Origin of the sequence: Rhodococcus sp. GA1, assembly GCF_024321955.1 — a bacterium.
GTDB lineage: Bacteria > Actinomycetota > Actinomycetes > Mycobacteriales > Mycobacteriaceae > Rhodococcus > Rhodococcus pyridinivorans.
This window is the reverse complement of the sequence record NZ_CP097186.1, coordinates 1,073,759-1,088,923: the sequence shown is the minus strand read 5'-3', so window position 1 is coordinate 1,088,923 and position 15,165 is coordinate 1,073,759. Positions and strand designations below refer to the sequence as shown.

General features: G+C 69.5%; 14 protein-coding genes. 9 read left to right on the top strand and 5 right to left on the bottom strand.

Features of this window, described 5'->3' with window-relative positions:
* Positions 1–24 precede the first annotated feature (24 nt).
* Positions 25–720, bottom strand: coding sequence for a hypothetical protein (locus tag M3330_RS05050; RefSeq protein ID WP_024103467.1), 696 nt, complete (start codon positions 718–720; stop codon positions 25–27).
* Between the two features lie 94 nt (positions 721–814).
* Between M3330_RS05050 and M3330_RS05045 the strand changes: the two genes are divergently transcribed.
* The 4 genes from M3330_RS05045 (at position 815) to M3330_RS05030 (ending at position 5,365) form a co-directional block, all read left to right on the top strand.
* Positions 815–2,290, top strand: a complete 1,476-nt coding sequence (locus tag M3330_RS05045) for an MFS transporter (protein ID WP_033097394.1) — start codon at positions 815–817, stop codon at positions 2,288–2,290.
* A gap of 133 nt (positions 2,291–2,423) precedes the next feature.
* On the top strand, positions 2,424–3,467 hold the full coding sequence (locus M3330_RS05040) for a class I adenylate-forming enzyme family protein (RefSeq protein ID WP_006553915.1): 1,044 nt from the start codon (positions 2,424–2,426) through the stop codon (positions 3,465–3,467).
* A 78-nt stretch (positions 3,468–3,545) separates the two neighbouring features.
* Positions 3,546–4,307: a crotonase/enoyl-CoA hydratase family protein gene (locus tag M3330_RS05035; protein WP_024103470.1), complete on the top strand. Its 762-nt coding sequence runs from the start codon at positions 3,546–3,548 to the stop codon at positions 4,305–4,307.
* Positions 4,308–4,432: 125 nt separating this feature from the next.
* Positions 4,433–5,365, top strand: a complete 933-nt coding sequence (locus M3330_RS05030; RefSeq protein WP_019288092.1) for an adenosine deaminase — start codon at positions 4,433–4,435, stop codon at positions 5,363–5,365.
* 27 nt (positions 5,366–5,392) lie between these two features.
* Here the strand turns inward: M3330_RS05030 and M3330_RS05025 are convergent, their stop codons facing one another.
* The gene (locus tag M3330_RS05025; RefSeq protein WP_033097315.1) at positions 5,393–6,700 is read right to left on the bottom strand and encodes a D-arabinono-1,4-lactone oxidase; all 1,308 of its coding nucleotides are present in this window, start codon (positions 6,698–6,700) and stop codon (positions 5,393–5,395) included.
* 76 nt (positions 6,701–6,776) lie between these two features.
* On the opposite strand from M3330_RS05025, the gene M3330_RS05020 reads away from it, so the two are divergent.
* Genes M3330_RS05020 through M3330_RS05010 form a run of 3 tightly spaced genes read left to right on the top strand, consistent with a single transcriptional unit; the run spans position 6,777 to position 9,347 of the window.
* Positions 6,777–7,421: a TetR/AcrR family transcriptional regulator gene (locus M3330_RS05020; RefSeq protein WP_219130054.1), complete on the top strand. Its 645-nt coding sequence runs from the start codon at positions 6,777–6,779 to the stop codon at positions 7,419–7,421.
* Positions 7,422–7,451: 30 nt separating this feature from the next.
* Entirely contained in the window at positions 7,452–8,645 is a 1,194-nt protein-coding gene (locus M3330_RS05015) for an alanine racemase (protein WP_006553919.1), read from the top strand.
* A gap of 27 nt (positions 8,646–8,672) precedes the next feature.
* Positions 8,673–9,347 carry an alpha/beta hydrolase gene (locus M3330_RS05010; protein WP_033097316.1) on the top strand — a complete coding sequence of 225 codons (675 nt, stop codon included), beginning with the start codon at positions 8,673–8,675 and terminating at the stop codon, positions 9,345–9,347.
* 28 nt (positions 9,348–9,375) lie between these two features.
* Here M3330_RS05010 and M3330_RS05005 read toward each other — a convergent pair whose 3' ends face one another.
* From M3330_RS05005 to M3330_RS04995, 3 genes are all read right to left on the bottom strand, one after another.
* Complete coding sequence (locus M3330_RS05005) at positions 9,376–11,178, bottom strand: long-chain fatty acid--CoA ligase (RefSeq protein ID WP_033097317.1); 1,803 nt, start codon at positions 11,176–11,178, stop codon at positions 9,376–9,378.
* Positions 11,179–11,329: 151 nt separating this feature from the next.
* A complete protein-coding gene (locus tag M3330_RS05000) occupies positions 11,330–12,040 on the bottom strand; it encodes a phosphoribosyltransferase (protein WP_219130056.1) in 711 nt (236 codons plus the stop codon).
* A 39-nt stretch (positions 12,041–12,079) separates the two neighbouring features.
* On the bottom strand, positions 12,080–13,381 hold the full coding sequence (locus tag M3330_RS04995; protein WP_219130057.1) for a TrpB-like pyridoxal phosphate-dependent enzyme: 1,302 nt from the start codon (positions 13,379–13,381) through the stop codon (positions 12,080–12,082).
* 115 nt (positions 13,382–13,496) lie between these two features.
* Between M3330_RS04995 and M3330_RS04990 the strand changes: the two genes are divergently transcribed.
* Together M3330_RS04990 and M3330_RS04985 are read left to right on the top strand one after the other, a co-directional pair.
* Positions 13,497–14,069, top strand: coding sequence for a TetR/AcrR family transcriptional regulator (locus M3330_RS04990; RefSeq protein ID WP_039586269.1), 573 nt, complete (start codon positions 13,497–13,499; stop codon positions 14,067–14,069).
* A complete protein-coding gene (locus M3330_RS04985) occupies positions 14,066–15,148 on the top strand; it encodes an SDR family oxidoreductase (RefSeq protein WP_255027258.1) in 1,083 nt (360 codons plus the stop codon). The genes M3330_RS04990 and M3330_RS04985 overlap by 4 nt, the downstream gene beginning before the upstream one ends.
* The last annotated feature ends 17 nt before the right edge of the window (positions 15,149–15,165 follow it).

The following is a 15,165-nucleotide window of genomic DNA, read 5'->3' as shown; positions in this document are numbered from 1 at the left end:
TACGCATCCTTCCGTGCACACTCGTCACTTCCCGGGTGGAACCCGAACCGTCACGAGGGTTCCCCAGATGTCGTATCCCGACACCGCCGCGACCGTCCGGGCACCGCGGTTGTCGCGGCGCATGCGGGCCAGCGGGACGAGTCCGGCGTCGAGCGCGTCGTGGGTCGCCAGCGTCGCGACCGTCGAGGCGAGCCCGAGCCGGCGCGCCGGCGGTGTCGTCAGCACCCGCACATCGGCCAGCAACGACCCGAGTTCGCTGTAGGCCGCGCCGGCGAGGGGACGGTGATCGTCGTCGAGCAATACGAACACGCGCGACGGCCCGGTCGGCGACAGTTCGGCCTCGGTGACGTCGTCGGGCGGGCAGCACCGCAGCAGTTCGGCGAGGTCCTCGGGGTCGTCGGAGATGAGCGGGTTCTCGACGCGTGTCGCGTCGATCCAGTCGGTGCACAGGGCGAGGATCTCCGTGCGACCCGCGTGGCCTGCGACGACGAGCTCGGCGTTCGGGGCATCGATCTCGGCCGGGTCGGGTTCGGCCGCGAGGCGGGAGACCGCGGCGTCGGGTCCGACGATCGCGGTGGCACGCCCCACGGCGAGCAGTCGGACGTCGCGGAACGAGTCGTCGACACGCGTCACGCACCCGGGTTCGACGAGTGCGCCGTCGGGTAGGCCCAGTGCACGACACCACGCGAGGGCGGCGATGCTCGAGATGTGCGGGTCCACCCCGCTACCGTAGACCGCCGACGAGGGGAGAGGTCCGGTGAGCGACGACAGTGGGGTGGACACGCGCGAACGCGGGTCCGATGTGGCGGTGGAGATGTCCGACGGTGCCCGCTGGGCGGCGTTGGGCGCTCTGTGCCTGGGCTTCTTCATGATCCTGGTGGACAGCACGATCGTCGCCGTCGCCAACCCGGCGATCATGCGGACCTTCGGGGCCGACATCGCCGCCGTCGTGTGGGTCACGAGCGCCTATCTGCTCGCCTACGCGGTGCCGCTGCTCGTGACGGGCCGCCTCGGCGACCGCTTCGGTCAGCGCCGGGTCTACCTCTGCGGGCTGGTGTTGTTCACGATCGCGTCGTTGTGGTGCGGTTTCTCGTCGACGATCGAGATGCTCATCGTCGCCCGCGTGTTCCAGGGATTCGGCGCGGCGCTCATGTCGCCGCAGACCATGGCCGTGGTGACCCGGATCTTCCCGCGTGAGCGGCGCGGGACCGCGATGGGCCTGTGGGGCGCCGTGGCCGGGGTCGCGACGCTCGTCGGGCCGCTGGCCGGCGGTGTCCTGGTCGACGGGCTGGGCTGGGAATGGATCTTCTTCGTGAACGTGCCCGTCGGGATCGTCGGGTTCGCGCTCGCAGTGCGGTACGTGCCGGTGCTGCCCACGAGCCCGCACCGGTTCGACGTGCTCGGCATGCTGCTCAGCGGCGCCGGCCTGTTCTGCCTCGTGTTCGGGATCCAGGAGGGCAACTCGTTCGAGTGGACCGCCCGCGTGTGGGTGCTGATCGGGCTGGGCATCGTGTTGCTCGTCGTGTTCGTCGTCCAGCAGTCGCTCAACCGCGGTGAACCGCTCGTACCGCTGTCGCTGTTCCGGGACCGCAACTTCGGGTTGGCGAACATCGGTATCGCGACGATGGGTTTCGCCATCACCGGCGTCATGCTGCCGATCATGTTCTACGCCCAGTCGGTGCGCGGTCTGAGCCCGACCGGCGCCGCGATGCTCATGGTGCCGATGGCGGTCTTCAGTGGTGTGCTCGCGCCGCTCGTGGGCAGGCTCGTCGACCGGGTCCATCCGCGGCTGATCGCCGGCACCGGCTTCTCGCTGCTCACGATCGGGCTGGGTTGGCTCGCGCTGGTGATGACCCCCGACGCGGAGATCTGGCAGTTGCTGCTGCCGATCGCCCTGATCGGGGTGGCGAACGCGGGCATCTGGTCGCCGCTCTCGGCCACCGCGACGAACGGTCTCGCACCGAGCCGGGCCGGGGCGGGTTCCGGTGTGTACAACACGACGCGTCAGGTGGGCGCGGTGATGGGGAGTGCCGCTCTCGGTGCGATCATGGCGGCGCGGTTGAGCGCCAACGGTGTCGGCGGGGGAGGAGGGGCGCCGGAAATGGAGACGTCCGGCTCCGTCCTGCCGGAGCCCCTGCACGAACCGTTCGCCGCGGCGATGGCCGAATCGTTGTGGCTTCCCGCCGGCATCCTGCTCATCGGGCTCGTGGCCGCGCTCGCCTTCGACCGTCCCGCGAGCCAGAAGGAACAGCGTGCCGCCGAGGAGCGTTCGGCGGCAGCGAGCGCCTGACGGACGTTCCAGCGACCACCCTGCGGCACCTTCCCCGGTTGTCCGTGACCCGCCGTTTCCTCACATGGCTGTGATCCACGCCATATAGTGCAGGCACGCACGCCGGGTGGGAGGTGGCATGTCGGTGGCCGTAGTGGAAATTCCGGCAGGGAGTCGTTGGCTCCGGGACGATCGGGTCACTCGCCGCGACAGCGGCATCCTCCAGTACGACTGCCTGGAGCCGTGCATCGCCGAGCTGCTCGATCGGAGTGCGTTGCGTTTCGCGAACCGCGTCGCGGTGGTCGACCGATGCGGCCGCGCACTCACCTACCGCGAACTGTGGGCCGCCGCCGCCCGCGTCGCCGGTGGTCTCCTCGATCAGGGGGTCGGCCCCACCGACCGGGTGGTCGTCTGTCAGCCGAACGGGGTCCGTTGGCTGATCGGGTTCCTGGGCGTGGTCCTTGCCGGAGGTGTTCCGGTGCTCCCCGACCCGAGCTGCAGCCCCGAGGAAACGGCGGAGATCGGGGTCCACAGCGGTGCGGTTCTCACCCTGGACTCCGATCTGCCCGACGGTGTCGCCTTCCTCGACGGAGGTGCGTCACCGGACGAGCTCGCGGTGCTCTACTACGTGCGCGTCGCCGGTGGTGGACTGCGCGGCGTCGAACTGACGAACACCAACGTGCTGTCGACGATCGAGGCCGTCGCCCACGCAATGGATCTCGTCGGCGACGGCGTACGGACCGTGCTGACGGCGCCGCTGTCCACGGCGGTCGGATGCAGCGTCCAGTTGCTGCCCACCCTCGCCTCCGGGGGGACCGTCGTGGTCTCGGGATCCCGCGTGATCCGCGCACCGTGGCGGCACCTCCGCGCAGCTTTCCCCACCTCGCGGTGTGTGCGGGGCTGGGGAGTCGCCGAGACGGGAGGGATCGGTCTGCTGCTGCCTTCGGAACACCGCTCCCGCCATCCCCGCAGTGTCGGAGTGCCGTTCGGAGGGATCGAGATCGCGCTGCTCGGGCCCGATGCCGAACACGGTGTCGGCGAACTGCTCTGTCGCGGACCGAGCGTGGCCCGCCGCTATTGGCGCGATCCGTGCGCCACGGACGAGACGTTCACGGAGGACGGCTGGTTCCGCACGGGCGATCAGGTGCGCATCGACGACGAGGGCTTCGTCGATCAGATCGCCGTCCGGGTGTCGTGAACCCTGCAACAGGTTCCCGTCCGGTATACAGCCTGTAACCCGATGAACCGGCATTTTTCGTAGTGGAGAGGTGTGTCCATGTCCGACGTAGTCCTGCTCGAACGACGCGATCGCGTTCTCGTCATCACCATCAACCGGCCCGAGGCGCGCAACGCCGTCAACGCCGCCGTGAGCCACGCGCTCGCCGAGGCGGTCGACCAGCTCGACAGCGACGACTCCCTGTCGGTCGGTGTGCTCACCGGAGCCGGCGGCAACTTCTGCGCGGGCATGGACCTCAAGGCGTTCGTCGCAGGCGAGAACGTGGTCGTGCCCGGTAAGGGTCTCGGCTTCACGGAGGCGCCGCCGCGCAAGCCGCTCATCTCCGCCGTCGAAGGATTCGCCCTCGCCGGCGGAACCGAACTCGTCCTGGCCACCGACCTCGTCGTCGCCGCGAAGGACGCGAAGTTCGGCATCCCGGAGGTCAAGCGCGGCCTCGTCGCCGGGGGCGGTGGCCTGCTGCGCCTGCCGTCGCGCATCCCTTACCAGAAGGCCCTCGAACTCGCCCTCACCGGGGACGCGTTCACCGCCGAGGAAGGCTACGGATACGGTTTCGTCAATCGCCTCACCGAACCCGGTGGGGCACTCGAGGGTGCATTCGAACTGGCCGAGCGCATCACAGCGAACGGACCGCTCGCCGTGGCGGCGACCAAGGAGATCATCGTCCGCTCGGCCGACTGGTCGAGCGACGAAGCATTCGCGAAGCAGATGGAGATCATGGCGCCCGTGTTCACCTCGGAGGACGCGCGTGAAGGCGCCACCGCATTCGCCGAGAAGCGACCCCCTGTGTGGAAGGGTCGCTGAGCTCCGGTGTGGAAGGGTCGCTGAGCTCCGGTGTGGAAGGGTCGCTGAGCTCCGGTGTGGAAGGGTCGCTGAGCTCCGGTGTGGAAGGGTCGCTGAAAGACCGAACGAGAGATGACGAGGATCAGGTGACCGACGGATTCGCAGAACTGCACGTGCACATCGAGGGCACGCTCGAACCCGAGCTGATCCTCGCCCTCGCCGAGCGGAACCGCATCGAGTTGCCCTATCGCGATCTCGACGATCTGCGCAGCCGCTACGAGTTCACCGATCTGCAGTCGTTCCTCGACCTGTACTACGCGAACATGGAGGTCCTGCGCACCGCGCAGGACTTCGCCGACCTCGCCCGCGCCTATTTCGCTCGTGCGGCGCGGGCGGGTGTCACCCACGCGGAGTTCTTCTTCGATCCGCAGGCCCACACCTCGCGCGGTGTCCCGCTGCCAGAGGTCGTAGCCGGGCTCTCCGACGCGGTCGCCGGGGCACACCGGGAGTTCGGGGTCGATGCGGCGATGATCGCGTCGATCGTGCGCGATCGCCCCGTGCCCGAAGCGCATGAGGTGTTCGGCGAACTGCTGCGCCTCGGTGCGCCGATCATCGCTCTCGGCCTGGACTCGGCGGAGGTCGGTCACCCGCCGTCACTGTTCGAGGACGTCTTCGCGCGGGCGCGGGCCGAAGGGCTGCACATCACCGCGCACGCGGGGGAGGAGGGACCTCCGGAATATGTTCGGCAGGCGCTCGATCTGCTCGGCGCCGAGCGCATCGACCACGGCATCCGCTCGCTCGAGGATCCCGAACTCGTCGCGCGCCTGGTCGACGAGAGCATTCCCCTCACCGTCTGCCCGTTCTCGAATGTCCGCCTCCGCGTGGTGGATACGCTCGCCGACCATCCGCTGCGCCGCATGCTCGAGGCGGGCCTGTCGGTGAGCGTGCACTCGGACGATCCCGCCTATTTCGGTGGTTACGTCGACGACAACCTCGCAGGGCTGAAGGATCAGCTCGGTCTGACCGATGCCGAACGGGATGTGCTCCGGCGCAATTCGTGGGACGCCGCCTTCCTCTGAGTCCGTCCGGGTGAGTCGGCTCGGGCGTCATTCGCCCAGGACGCGGCGCAGATACGGGTTCGTGAAGGTGCGGTGCGGATCCACGCGGTCGCGCACGGCGAGGAAGTCGTCGAACCGAGGGTAGAGCTCGCGTAGAGCGTCCGCGGTCAGGGAATGGAGCTTGCCCCAGTGCGGGCGTCCCTGCGCGGCGCGCAGGATCGGCTCGACACCGTCGAAGTAGGGCGTGTGGTCGCGCCGATGGTACTGGTGCACGGCCACATAGGCGGTATCGCGGCCCTGCGCCGTGGACAACCAGACATCGTCGCCCTGCGCGAACCGCACCTCCACCGGAAAACCGACACGAACGTCCGTGCGCTGCAGCCACGCATCGATCTCGCGCAGAACCGCTGGAAGGTGCTCGGCGGGGAGCGCGTACTCCATCTCCCGGAACCGCACCCGGCGGGTGGAGGCGAACACCCGGTAACTGCGGTCGACGAAGGTGCGCGGGGACAACGCCCGGGACGCGACCCGGTTCAGCGCCGGGATGGTGGCGGGAACCCGCGTCCCGACCTGCTGGAGGAGTGCGAAGGCGCCGTTGGAGAGCAGTTCGTCGTCGAGGAGGGTGCGCACCCGCCCGACCGGCTGCACCGGTGCCTCACCGGGGAGGCGGGTGTTGCGTTTGATGAGCACGCCGTCGGTGTGCGGGAACCAGTAGAACTCGAAATGGTCGACACCGCTTCGCAGTTCGTCGAGGACATCGAGTGTGGTGCGGAGCGACGAGGGGGCTTCCTCTGCGCGCAGGCGGAATGCGGGGACACAATCGAGCGTCACGGTCGCGAGCACGCCGAGGGCGCCGAGGCCGAGCCGGGCGGCCTCGAACAGGTCGGGCTCGTGCTCGGGGGAGCAGTCGACGATCCGGCCGTCGGCGAGCACGATCGTCGCGCCGCACACGGCTGCTGCCAGTCCGCGGAAGGTCGCGCCGGTGCCGTGGGTGCCGGTCGAGATCGCGCCGGCGACGGACTGCACGTCGATGTCGCCGAGATTCGGTACGGCGAGGCCCTGTGCCCACAGCAGGTCGCCCAGGCCGCGCAGTCGCGTCCCCGCCCGCACGGTGACGCGCGCGCCGGTGGCCGACGGTTCCACCGCGACGAGACCGGACATCCGGTCGAGCGAGATGAGCGTGCCGTCGGTGACGGCCGCGCCGGTGAACGAGTGCCCGGCGCCCACGGCCTTGACATGTTCGCCCTGCTCGGAGGCGCGGACGACGACGCGCGCGAGGTCGTCGGTGCTGCCGGGGGTCTCGAAACGGCGAGGTGCCGCACTCTCGGTGCGAGCCCAGTTGTGCCAGGTGGCCATGCCTCATCTTCGACCTGGACAAGCGTCCAAGTCAACACCTGCTCGTGAACCTTTCCCGACCTCTACCATCAGGGTCATGCCGAATCGGTTGCCTGCTGACGAGCGCCGCGCCCAACTCGTGGCAGCAGCACTGGAACTGGCGGAGGGCGGGGGAGTCGGAGCCGTCACGGTCCGCGCCGTCGCCGAGAAGGCCGGAGTGTCACTGGGTGTTGTCCACTACTGTTTCGACAGCAAGGAAGCCCTCGTCGTCGCCATGGCGAACGCCGTCGTCGGCGAACTCGCCGGAGCCATGCACGCGGCCTTCGATGTGCCCGAGGACGCGCAGCAGACCGGCGGCGTCGACTGTCTCCGCTCGATGCTCCACACCGGCCTTCGCTCCATGTGGTCGACGATCGAGTCCACGCCGGGGCTGCAGACCCTCACCTACGAGATCACCGCCTACTCGCTCCGGCAGCGCACCGATGGCAGTCCCGCCGGCGGCGAGATCGCCGTGGAGCAGTACCGCCTGATGGACAAGCAGGCCCAGTTGTTCCTCGACACCTGCGCCGAGCGGTGCGGCGTCGAATGGTCGCTGCCCACTTCGACGCTCGCACGACTGTCGTTGTCCGTGCTCGACGGCGTCGTGCTCCGGTGGCTCGTCGATCGCGACGGCGAGGCGGCCACGGCCGAACTGGGAGTCGTCGCCGACATCATCGCGACCCGTGCCGTAGAACGTTCCTGACCCGACCCGACCTTTTCGAAGGGATCGCCCGTGCTCCGTGCTGCTTCCGTTCACGACGCCGCCCTCGACCGGGTGCACGCGGCGACGGCCGACCTCGACCCGCCGTTCGCCGCCGTCGATCTGCCCACCCTGCGGCGCAACGCCGACGACCTGATCCGCCGCGCGAACGGTGTGCCCGTGCGGGTCGCGAGCAAATCGGTGCGCTGTCGTGCCGTCCTCGCCGAGGTCCTCGGCCCGGAACTGACCACCCGCGGCGGTTTTCGCGGCATCATGGCGTACTCGCTACGGGAGGCGCTGTGGCTCGTCGAGCACGGAGCGCGCGACATCCTGATGGGCTACCCCACGGTCGACCGGGCGGCGCTCGGGAAGCTCGCGGTGTCGCCGGACGCGGTGCAGGCGATCACGCTCATGGTCGATTCGGCCGAGCACCTCGACATCATCCGTACGGCTTTGGGGAAGAACACTTTCCGGACGAAGGTCTGCCTGGACATCGATGCGTCGTTGCGGGTGGGTCCGCTCCATCTCGGTGTGCGCCGTTCTCCGCTGCGCGACCCGGAGGCAGCCTCCGGCCTGGCCCGTCGCGCCGACGCCGCCGGATTCGACGTCGTCGGAGTGATGTTCTACGAGGCCCAGATCGCGGGCCTGCCCGACTCGTCGCTGCCGGTACGGCTCGTCAAGGGACTGTCGGCGCGGGATCTCTCCTCGCGCCGCCGCGCCGTGGTGGAGGCCGTGCGTGCGGTCGTGGGTGACCTCGAACTGGTCAACGGTGGCGGAACCGGCTCGCTCGAGGTGACCACCGCCGATCGTGTCGTCACCGAGGCCACCGCGGGATCGGGGCTGTATGTGCCCACCCTGTTCGACGGCTACCGGGCGTTCACCCCGAACCCGTCGATGTTCTTCGCGCTGCCTGCCGTACGCAAACCGTCACCGTCGGTCACGACGTTGTTCGGCGGCGGGTACATCGCGTCCGGCCCGACCGGCGCCTCGCGGGTGCCGCGCCCGGTCCGTCCTGCGGGATTGAAGTTGCTGGGGACGGAAGGTGCCGGCGAGGTGCAGACCCCGGTGCGCGGTCGCGCTGCCGCGTCGATCCCCGTCGGGGGACGGGTGTGGTTCCGCCACGCGAAGGCCGGCGAACTGTGCGAGAGGTTCGACCGGGTGTACCTCGTCGACGAGAACGGACGCACCGAGGTTCCCACCTATCGCGGTGAGGGCGGCTGCTGGTGACCTTCCGGCTCCGGCCACAATGAGGCCATGCCGTTGACGTTCTTCCCCGGGTCGGTCGGCCGGGTCCACTGGCGGTGCCGGACCGTCGACGACGCGAGAGCCGGTGTGGTGTTCGCGCACGGTTTCGGGCAGCACACCGGGCACTACCACCGTTTCGCCTCCGGCCTCGCCGCCCACGGCATCGCGTGGTGGGGACTCGACCTCGCCGGACACGGGCTCTCCGAAGGAGAACCCGGCTCACCGGGCAACGTCGAGTTCCACGCCGAGGACTTCGGCGTGCTCACCGGCCTCGCCGCCGAGTCCGGTCTGCCGCTGGTGGTGATGGGCCATTCGCTGGGGGCGGCGACGGTCCTGACGGCGCTGGATGCCGATCCCTCCGGTGGTAGCCGCCTCGCGGGCGTCGTGCTGTGCGGTACGCCGCGCACCGCGGCCCTGCCGGAGACGGCCGAAGCGCTCGGCGCGAGCGACCTGCCGGTCCTGCTGGTCCACGGCGTCGACGACCGGCTGGCCCCCATCGACCCGGTACGCGAGTGGGCGTCGTCGCTGCCCGGGGCACAGTGGTGCGAGTATTCCGATGCCGGGCACGACCTGTTGCACGAACCCGTACATCGCAGGGTGACTTCGGATATTGCCGCGTTCGTGGGCGACGTGGCCGACCGGATTCCCAGATTCCCCGAGAAACGACCGGGCCCCTCGCGGTGACGAGGGGCCCGGTCGACGGTGTGGAACCTCAGTTGTAGATCGCTGCGATCTCGGCGCCGTGCTTGTCGTGGATGATGTTCCTCTTGAGCTTGAGCGTCGGGGTCAGCTCGCCGCTCTCGACGCTGAAATCGGTCTCGAGGAGGCGGTACTTGCGGATCGCCTCGGCCTTCGAGACCTTCTTGTTGGTCTCGGCAACCGCCTCGTCGATCTCGGCGATCAGGTCGGGGTTCTTGATCAGATCGGCGACCGTGGTTTCCGCCGGCAGACCGTGTCGCTCGAGCCAGCCCGGCAGCGCCTCCGGATCGAGGGTGATCAGCGCGCCGACGAATGGCTTGGAATCACCGACCACGATGACCTGGCTGATCAGCGGGTGGGCGCGCAGCGAATCCTCGAGGACGGCCGGGGCGACGTTCTTGCCGCCCGCGGTGACGATGAGTTCCTTCTTGCGGCCGGTGATCGAGATGAAGCCGTCCTCGTCGATCGCACCGATGTCGCCGGTGTGGAACCAGCCGTCGCGGATGGCTTCGTCGGTGGCCTTGTCGTTCTGCCAGTAGCCGTCGAACACCTGGGGGCCCTTGAGGAGGAGCTCGCCGTCCTCGGCGATCTTCGCGGCGCAGCCGTTGAACGGCGTGCCGACGGTGCCGATCTTCTGGGCGGCCGGGGTGTTCATGATGATGCCGCCGGTGGTCTCCGTCAGGCCGTAACCCTCGTAGATGGTGACGCCGACACCGCGGAAGAAGTGGCCGAGACGTGCGCCGAGTGCGGCGCCGCCCGAGACGGCCCGGGTGACGTTGCCGCCGAGCGCGGCCTTGAGCTTGCCGTAGACCAGCTTGTCGAAGACGAAGTGCTGGATCTTCAGGCCGAGGCCGGGGCCGCCGTTCTCGAGGGCCTTGCTGTACTCGATCGCGACCTCCGAGGCCTTCTCGAAGATCTTGCCCTTGCCGCCGTCGTAGGCCTTCTGCTTCGCCGAGTTGTAGACCTTCTCGAACACGCGGGGCACCGAGAGGATGAAGTTCGGCTTGAAGACCGCGAACTGGTCGAGCAGCGTCGTCAGGTCGGAGGTATGACCGACGGTGACCTTGCTGTCGAATGCCGCGAACGAGATCAGGCGCGCGAAGACGTGTGCCATCGGGATGAACAACAGGGTGCGCTGGCCCTCGTGCATCGAGTCGGGCAGGGCCAGGCCGCAGGCTGCGGACTCCGAGGCGAAGTGGCGGTGCTTGAGCTGGACGCCCTTCGGCCGGCCCGTGGTGCCGGAGGTGTAGATGAGGGTCGCCGCGGATTCGGCCGTGACCGAGTTGCGCCGTTCCTCGACCTGCTCGTCGGTGACCGCTGCGCCGCGTGCGATGAGCTCGTCGACCGCGCTCTTGCCGCCCGGCGCCGGCTCGATCTGCAGGATCTCGCGCACGGTCGGGGCGTTCTCGGCGACCTCGCGGACGGTGTCGACGTGACCGGAGTTCTCGACGATGAGCAGCTTGGTCCCGGAGTCCTCGAGGATCCACTGGGCCTGGTCGGCCGACGACGTCTCGTAGATCGCCACGGTGGCACCGCCCGCGGCCCAGATGGCGTAGTCGAGCAGGACCCATTCGTAGCGCGTCGCCGACAGGACCGCGACGCGGTCGCCGAGCTCGATACCCGACGCGATCAGGCCCTTCGCCACGGCGCGCACCTCGGATGCGAACTGGCGGGCGGTGACGGGAACCCACTTGCCGTCGACCAGTCGCTCAAACGGCACGAACTCAGGCGACTCCTTCTCGTGCCGGAAGACGCTGTCGGCCATCGACGTGTTCTCGGGAATCGAGAACGACTGTGGTACGGCAATCTCACTCACTGTGACCCCTCCATCGTTAGGTGCTGTCGGTGTGCATTGCATCACACGTCGTTGGGAAATGCATTACCCTCGGACCGCTTTGCCCCCTTTTTACAGTCCGATAGGCAGTGATCCAGGTAACAATGCTACCCGCCGGTAACGAGGATTGCCACTATCGGATCGTCTCGTCGGATTTCCCGGTACCGGAAGTACCAGTATTTCGGAGAAGGAGAATCGCTTCGTCGTCGCCGAGCTGATGGAAGTCGTCGTAGGCGGCGCCGACGCTGTCGGTGTCCACCGGCGTCCACGGGCAGATCACCTCGTCGGCCGTCCGGCCGGCCCGGCGCAGTGCGTCGGGGGAGGCCACCGGCACCGCGAGGACGACCCGGGTCGCTCCGGAGGCGCGCGCGGCGAGGCATGCCACCGCGGCCGTCGCACCTGTGGCGATGCCGTCGTCGACGACGATCGCCGTGCGGCCCTCCAGCGGCACCCGGGTGCGACCGGCACGCAGGCAATCGGCACGTCGAGCCAGTTCGGCCAGCTCGCGTCGCTCGACGGCCGCCACGGATTCGGGGGCGATCCGCCCGCGCCGGATCACGTCGTCGTTGAGGACCCGGAAGACGGCGTCCTGCGTGGTCGATTCCCCGGCGGTTCCGGGACCCGGTCCTTCGGCGATCGCGCCCATCGCGAGTTCGGGATGCCAGGGCACGCCCAGTTTGCGCACCACGAGGACGTCCAGGGGCGCATCGAGGGCTGCGGCGAGTTCACGGGCGACGGGAATGCCGCCGCGAGGTAGTGCGAGGACCACCGGGTCGGCGTCGTGCAGGTGCCCGGCCGACCGGGCGAGTCGCCGGCCTGCCTCCTCGCGCGTGGCGTACCCCACACCTCCAGTATGGGACGGTCCGCCCGGGCGGGCGAGCACTCACCGCCCGGACGGACCGGGGGGATCTCGGTCGAGCTCGCCCGACAGGTACGAGTGGTAGGCGGGCAGATCGAGCTGGCCGTGGCCGGACAGGCCGATCACGATGACCTCGGGTTCGGTGAGGCCCCGCGTGTACTCCGCGGCCGCGGCGATCGCGTGCGACGACTCCGGCGCCGGCACGATGCCCTCGTTCCGGGCGAAGAGCACCGCCGCGGAGAAGGCATCGGTCTGTGCCACGGACTGTCCCTGCACGTAGCCGAGCTCGACGGTGTGGCTGAGCAACGGCGCCATGCCGTGATATCGCAGCCCGCCGGCGTGGATCGGATCCGGGATGAAGTCCTGACCGAGGGTGTGCATCTTCAGCAGCGGGGTCAGACCCGCGATGTCACCGTGGTCGTAGCGGTACTCGCCGCGGGTGATCGACGGGCACGCCGCGGGCTCGACGGCGACGACACGCGTGGTCGCCCGCTCGTGGATGACCTCGCGCAGGAACGGGAACGACAGGCCGGCGAGGTTCGAACCGCCGCCCGCGCAACCGAAGACGACGTCGGCCTGGTCCTCACCCGCGGCCCGCAGTTGCTCCACGGCCTCGAGGCCGATGACGGTCTGGTGCAGCACCACGTGGTTGAGCACGCTGCCGAGGGTGTAGCGGGCGGCGGCGTCCTTCACTGCGACCTCCACGGCCTCCGAGACCGCGATGCCGAGCGAGCCGGGTGTGTCCGGGTGCTCGGCAAGGACGGCGCGACCGGCCTCCGTCAGGTCGGACGGGCTGGGATGTACTGTGCCGCCGTAGGTCTCGATGAGGAAGCGGCGGTAGGGCTTCGAGTCGTAGGAGGCGCGGACCTGCCACACCTCGAGATCGATACCGAACTTCGCGCACGCGAACGACAGGGCCGAACCCCACTGTCCGGCACCGGTCTCCGTCGTGAGCCGGGTGACGCCGTCGAGCGAGTTGTAGTAGGCCTGTGCGACCGCCGAGTTCACCTTGTGGCTGCCCACCGGGCTCACGCCCTCGTACTTGACGTAGATGCGGGCCGGGGTGCCGAGTGCCTTCTCGAACGAGCGGGCGCGGAAAAGGGGCGTGGAGCGGTAACCGGCGTAGACCTCGCGCACGGCCTCCGGGATCTCGATGTCGGTCTCGGTCGACAGTTCCTGCTCGATCAGTCCCGAGGCGAACAGAGGTGCGAGATCGTCGGCGGTGATCGGTTCGCGGGTGCCGGGGTGCAGGTGCGGCGGCGGAGCGACAGGCAGGTCGCCGGCGATGTTGTACCAGTGGGTGGGAATGCTGACGGGCTCCGACACCGGGTCGTCCTTTCGGTCTGCAACGAGAACTCGTTCAGTGTGCCAACGCACACATCGACGCCCGTCGGCGGTGTGGCCCCTACCTAAAATATGTAGACCGGTCTATTATTTTGGCGTGACCACCAAGGGAGCGCGAACCAGGACGCGCATGATCGACACCGCGCTCGAACTCATCCAGACCCGCGGCTACCACGGCACCGGGCTCGCACACATCACCGCCGGCGCCGCGGCACCGCGCGGCTCGCTTTACTTCCATTTCCCCGGCGGCAAGGACGAGCTCGTCGTCGCCGCCCTCGACCGGGTCGGCGCGGAGTTCACCGGCCTGCTCGAGTCGCTGATCGCCGACGGCCGGGGCGCCGGCGCCGTCGTCTCGGCCGTGTTCGACGACCTCGCTGCCCGGCTCGAACGCTCCGATTTCGCGGCCGGCTGCGCGGTCGCGTCCGTCGCCGTCGACGCCGCCGCCGAGAACCCCGCGCTGCAGGAGAGCTGCGCCCGGGTGTACGAGTCGTGGCGGGTCGTCCTCGAGCAGCTCCTCGTCCGGGACGGCGTGCCGAACCCGGCAGCGCTCGCGGGTGCGATCGTCGGTCTCGTCGAAGGCGCGACCGTCGTTGCGCGGGCGCGACGCGACACCGCCCCGCTGCACGAGGCGAAGGCCGTCGTGCTCGACCTGATCGGAGCCTCACGATGAACGGGGCAGCGACGAACGGGGCAACCGTGGTGTTCGGCGCGACGGGCTTCATCGGCCGCGGGCTGCTGCGCGAACTGCTCACCGGACCGGACGACGGCCGGATCGTCGCGGTCGTGCGCTCGGCGGAATCCGGGGCCCGGCTCCGGGAGCGGCTCGCGGGCGACGGCGTGCCGATCGACCGGCTCTCGGTTCACCTCTTCGATCCCGACGCCGCGGAGATCTCCCTCGAACCGGCGGTGCCGGAGGTGCGCGACGTCCACAACCTCGCGGCCGCGTTCGCCTTCGGCATGACACCGCAGGCGGCGCGCGCGGTGAATGTCGTTCTGGCCGAGAAGATCACCCGCTTCGCCGCCGCGTCCGGGGCGCGCCGGCTGATCCACGTCAGCGGGTATCGCGTCGGTGCGCATCCGACGATGCCGGTGCCGTGGCCGCCGCGTCACCGGCGCCGGATCTACGGCAGGCTCGGCGCCTACGAAGCGTCCAAGATCGAAGCCGACGCGGTGGTGCGCGCGCTCGCGGCCGCGCTGAACGTCCCGCTCACCGTCGTCAATCCCGGCACCGTGATCGGCGACTCCCGGACGGGGGAGGCCGACCAGTACCTGGGCCTGGCGGAACTCGTGCTGCAACTGTCCCGCGGGCAGCTGCGGGCGGTGCCCGGCTCCCGGGGCACCGTGGTGCCCGTCGTCACCGTCGACCACCTCGCACGGTTCCTGGCGCTCGTGCCGCGGGACCCGCAGGCCGCGGGGCAGGCGTACTGGGTTCTCGACGACGCGACGCCGGCGCTGCCCGAACTCGTCGCCCTGGTCGCGGGGGAGCTGGGTGTGCCCGCGCCGCGTCGTCTCGTTCCCGTCGTCGCGCTGCGGATCCTGCCGGCGTGGCTCACCGGGGCGCAGAAGGAAACGCTGAGCTTCGTCAGTACCGACACGTACCCGACGGCGTCGGCCACTGCGTTCGCGCGCAGGCACGGGCTCGAATATCCACCGGTGCGGCCCGCGCTGCGACGCTGGGCGAAACACCTCGCCGCGACGGCTCCGGACCGGCGACTCAAGGGTGCCGGAGGGAGGTCGGGGCGCCGATGATTCGAGGTCAGCGACGC

Coding starts and splice junctions, on each gene's coding strand:
- M3330_RS05045 (WP_033097394.1), top strand. CDS start 815: ATGTCCGACGGTGCCCGCTGGGCGGCGTTGGGCGCTCTGTGCCTGGGC.
- M3330_RS05010 (WP_033097316.1), top strand. CDS start 8,673: ATGCCGTTGACGTTCTTCCCCGGGTCGGTCGGCCGGGTCCACTGGCGG.
- M3330_RS05020 (WP_219130054.1), top strand. CDS start 6,777: ATGCCGAATCGGTTGCCTGCTGACGAGCGCCGCGCCCAACTCGTGGCA.
- M3330_RS04985 (WP_255027258.1), top strand. CDS start 14,066: ATGAACGGGGCAGCGACGAACGGGGCAACCGTGGTGTTCGGCGCGACG.
- M3330_RS05035 (WP_024103470.1), top strand. CDS start 3,546: ATGTCCGACGTAGTCCTGCTCGAACGACGCGATCGCGTTCTCGTCATC.
- M3330_RS05025 (WP_033097315.1), bottom strand. CDS start 6,700: ATGGCCACCTGGCACAACTGGGCTCGCACCGAGAGTGCGGCACCTCGC.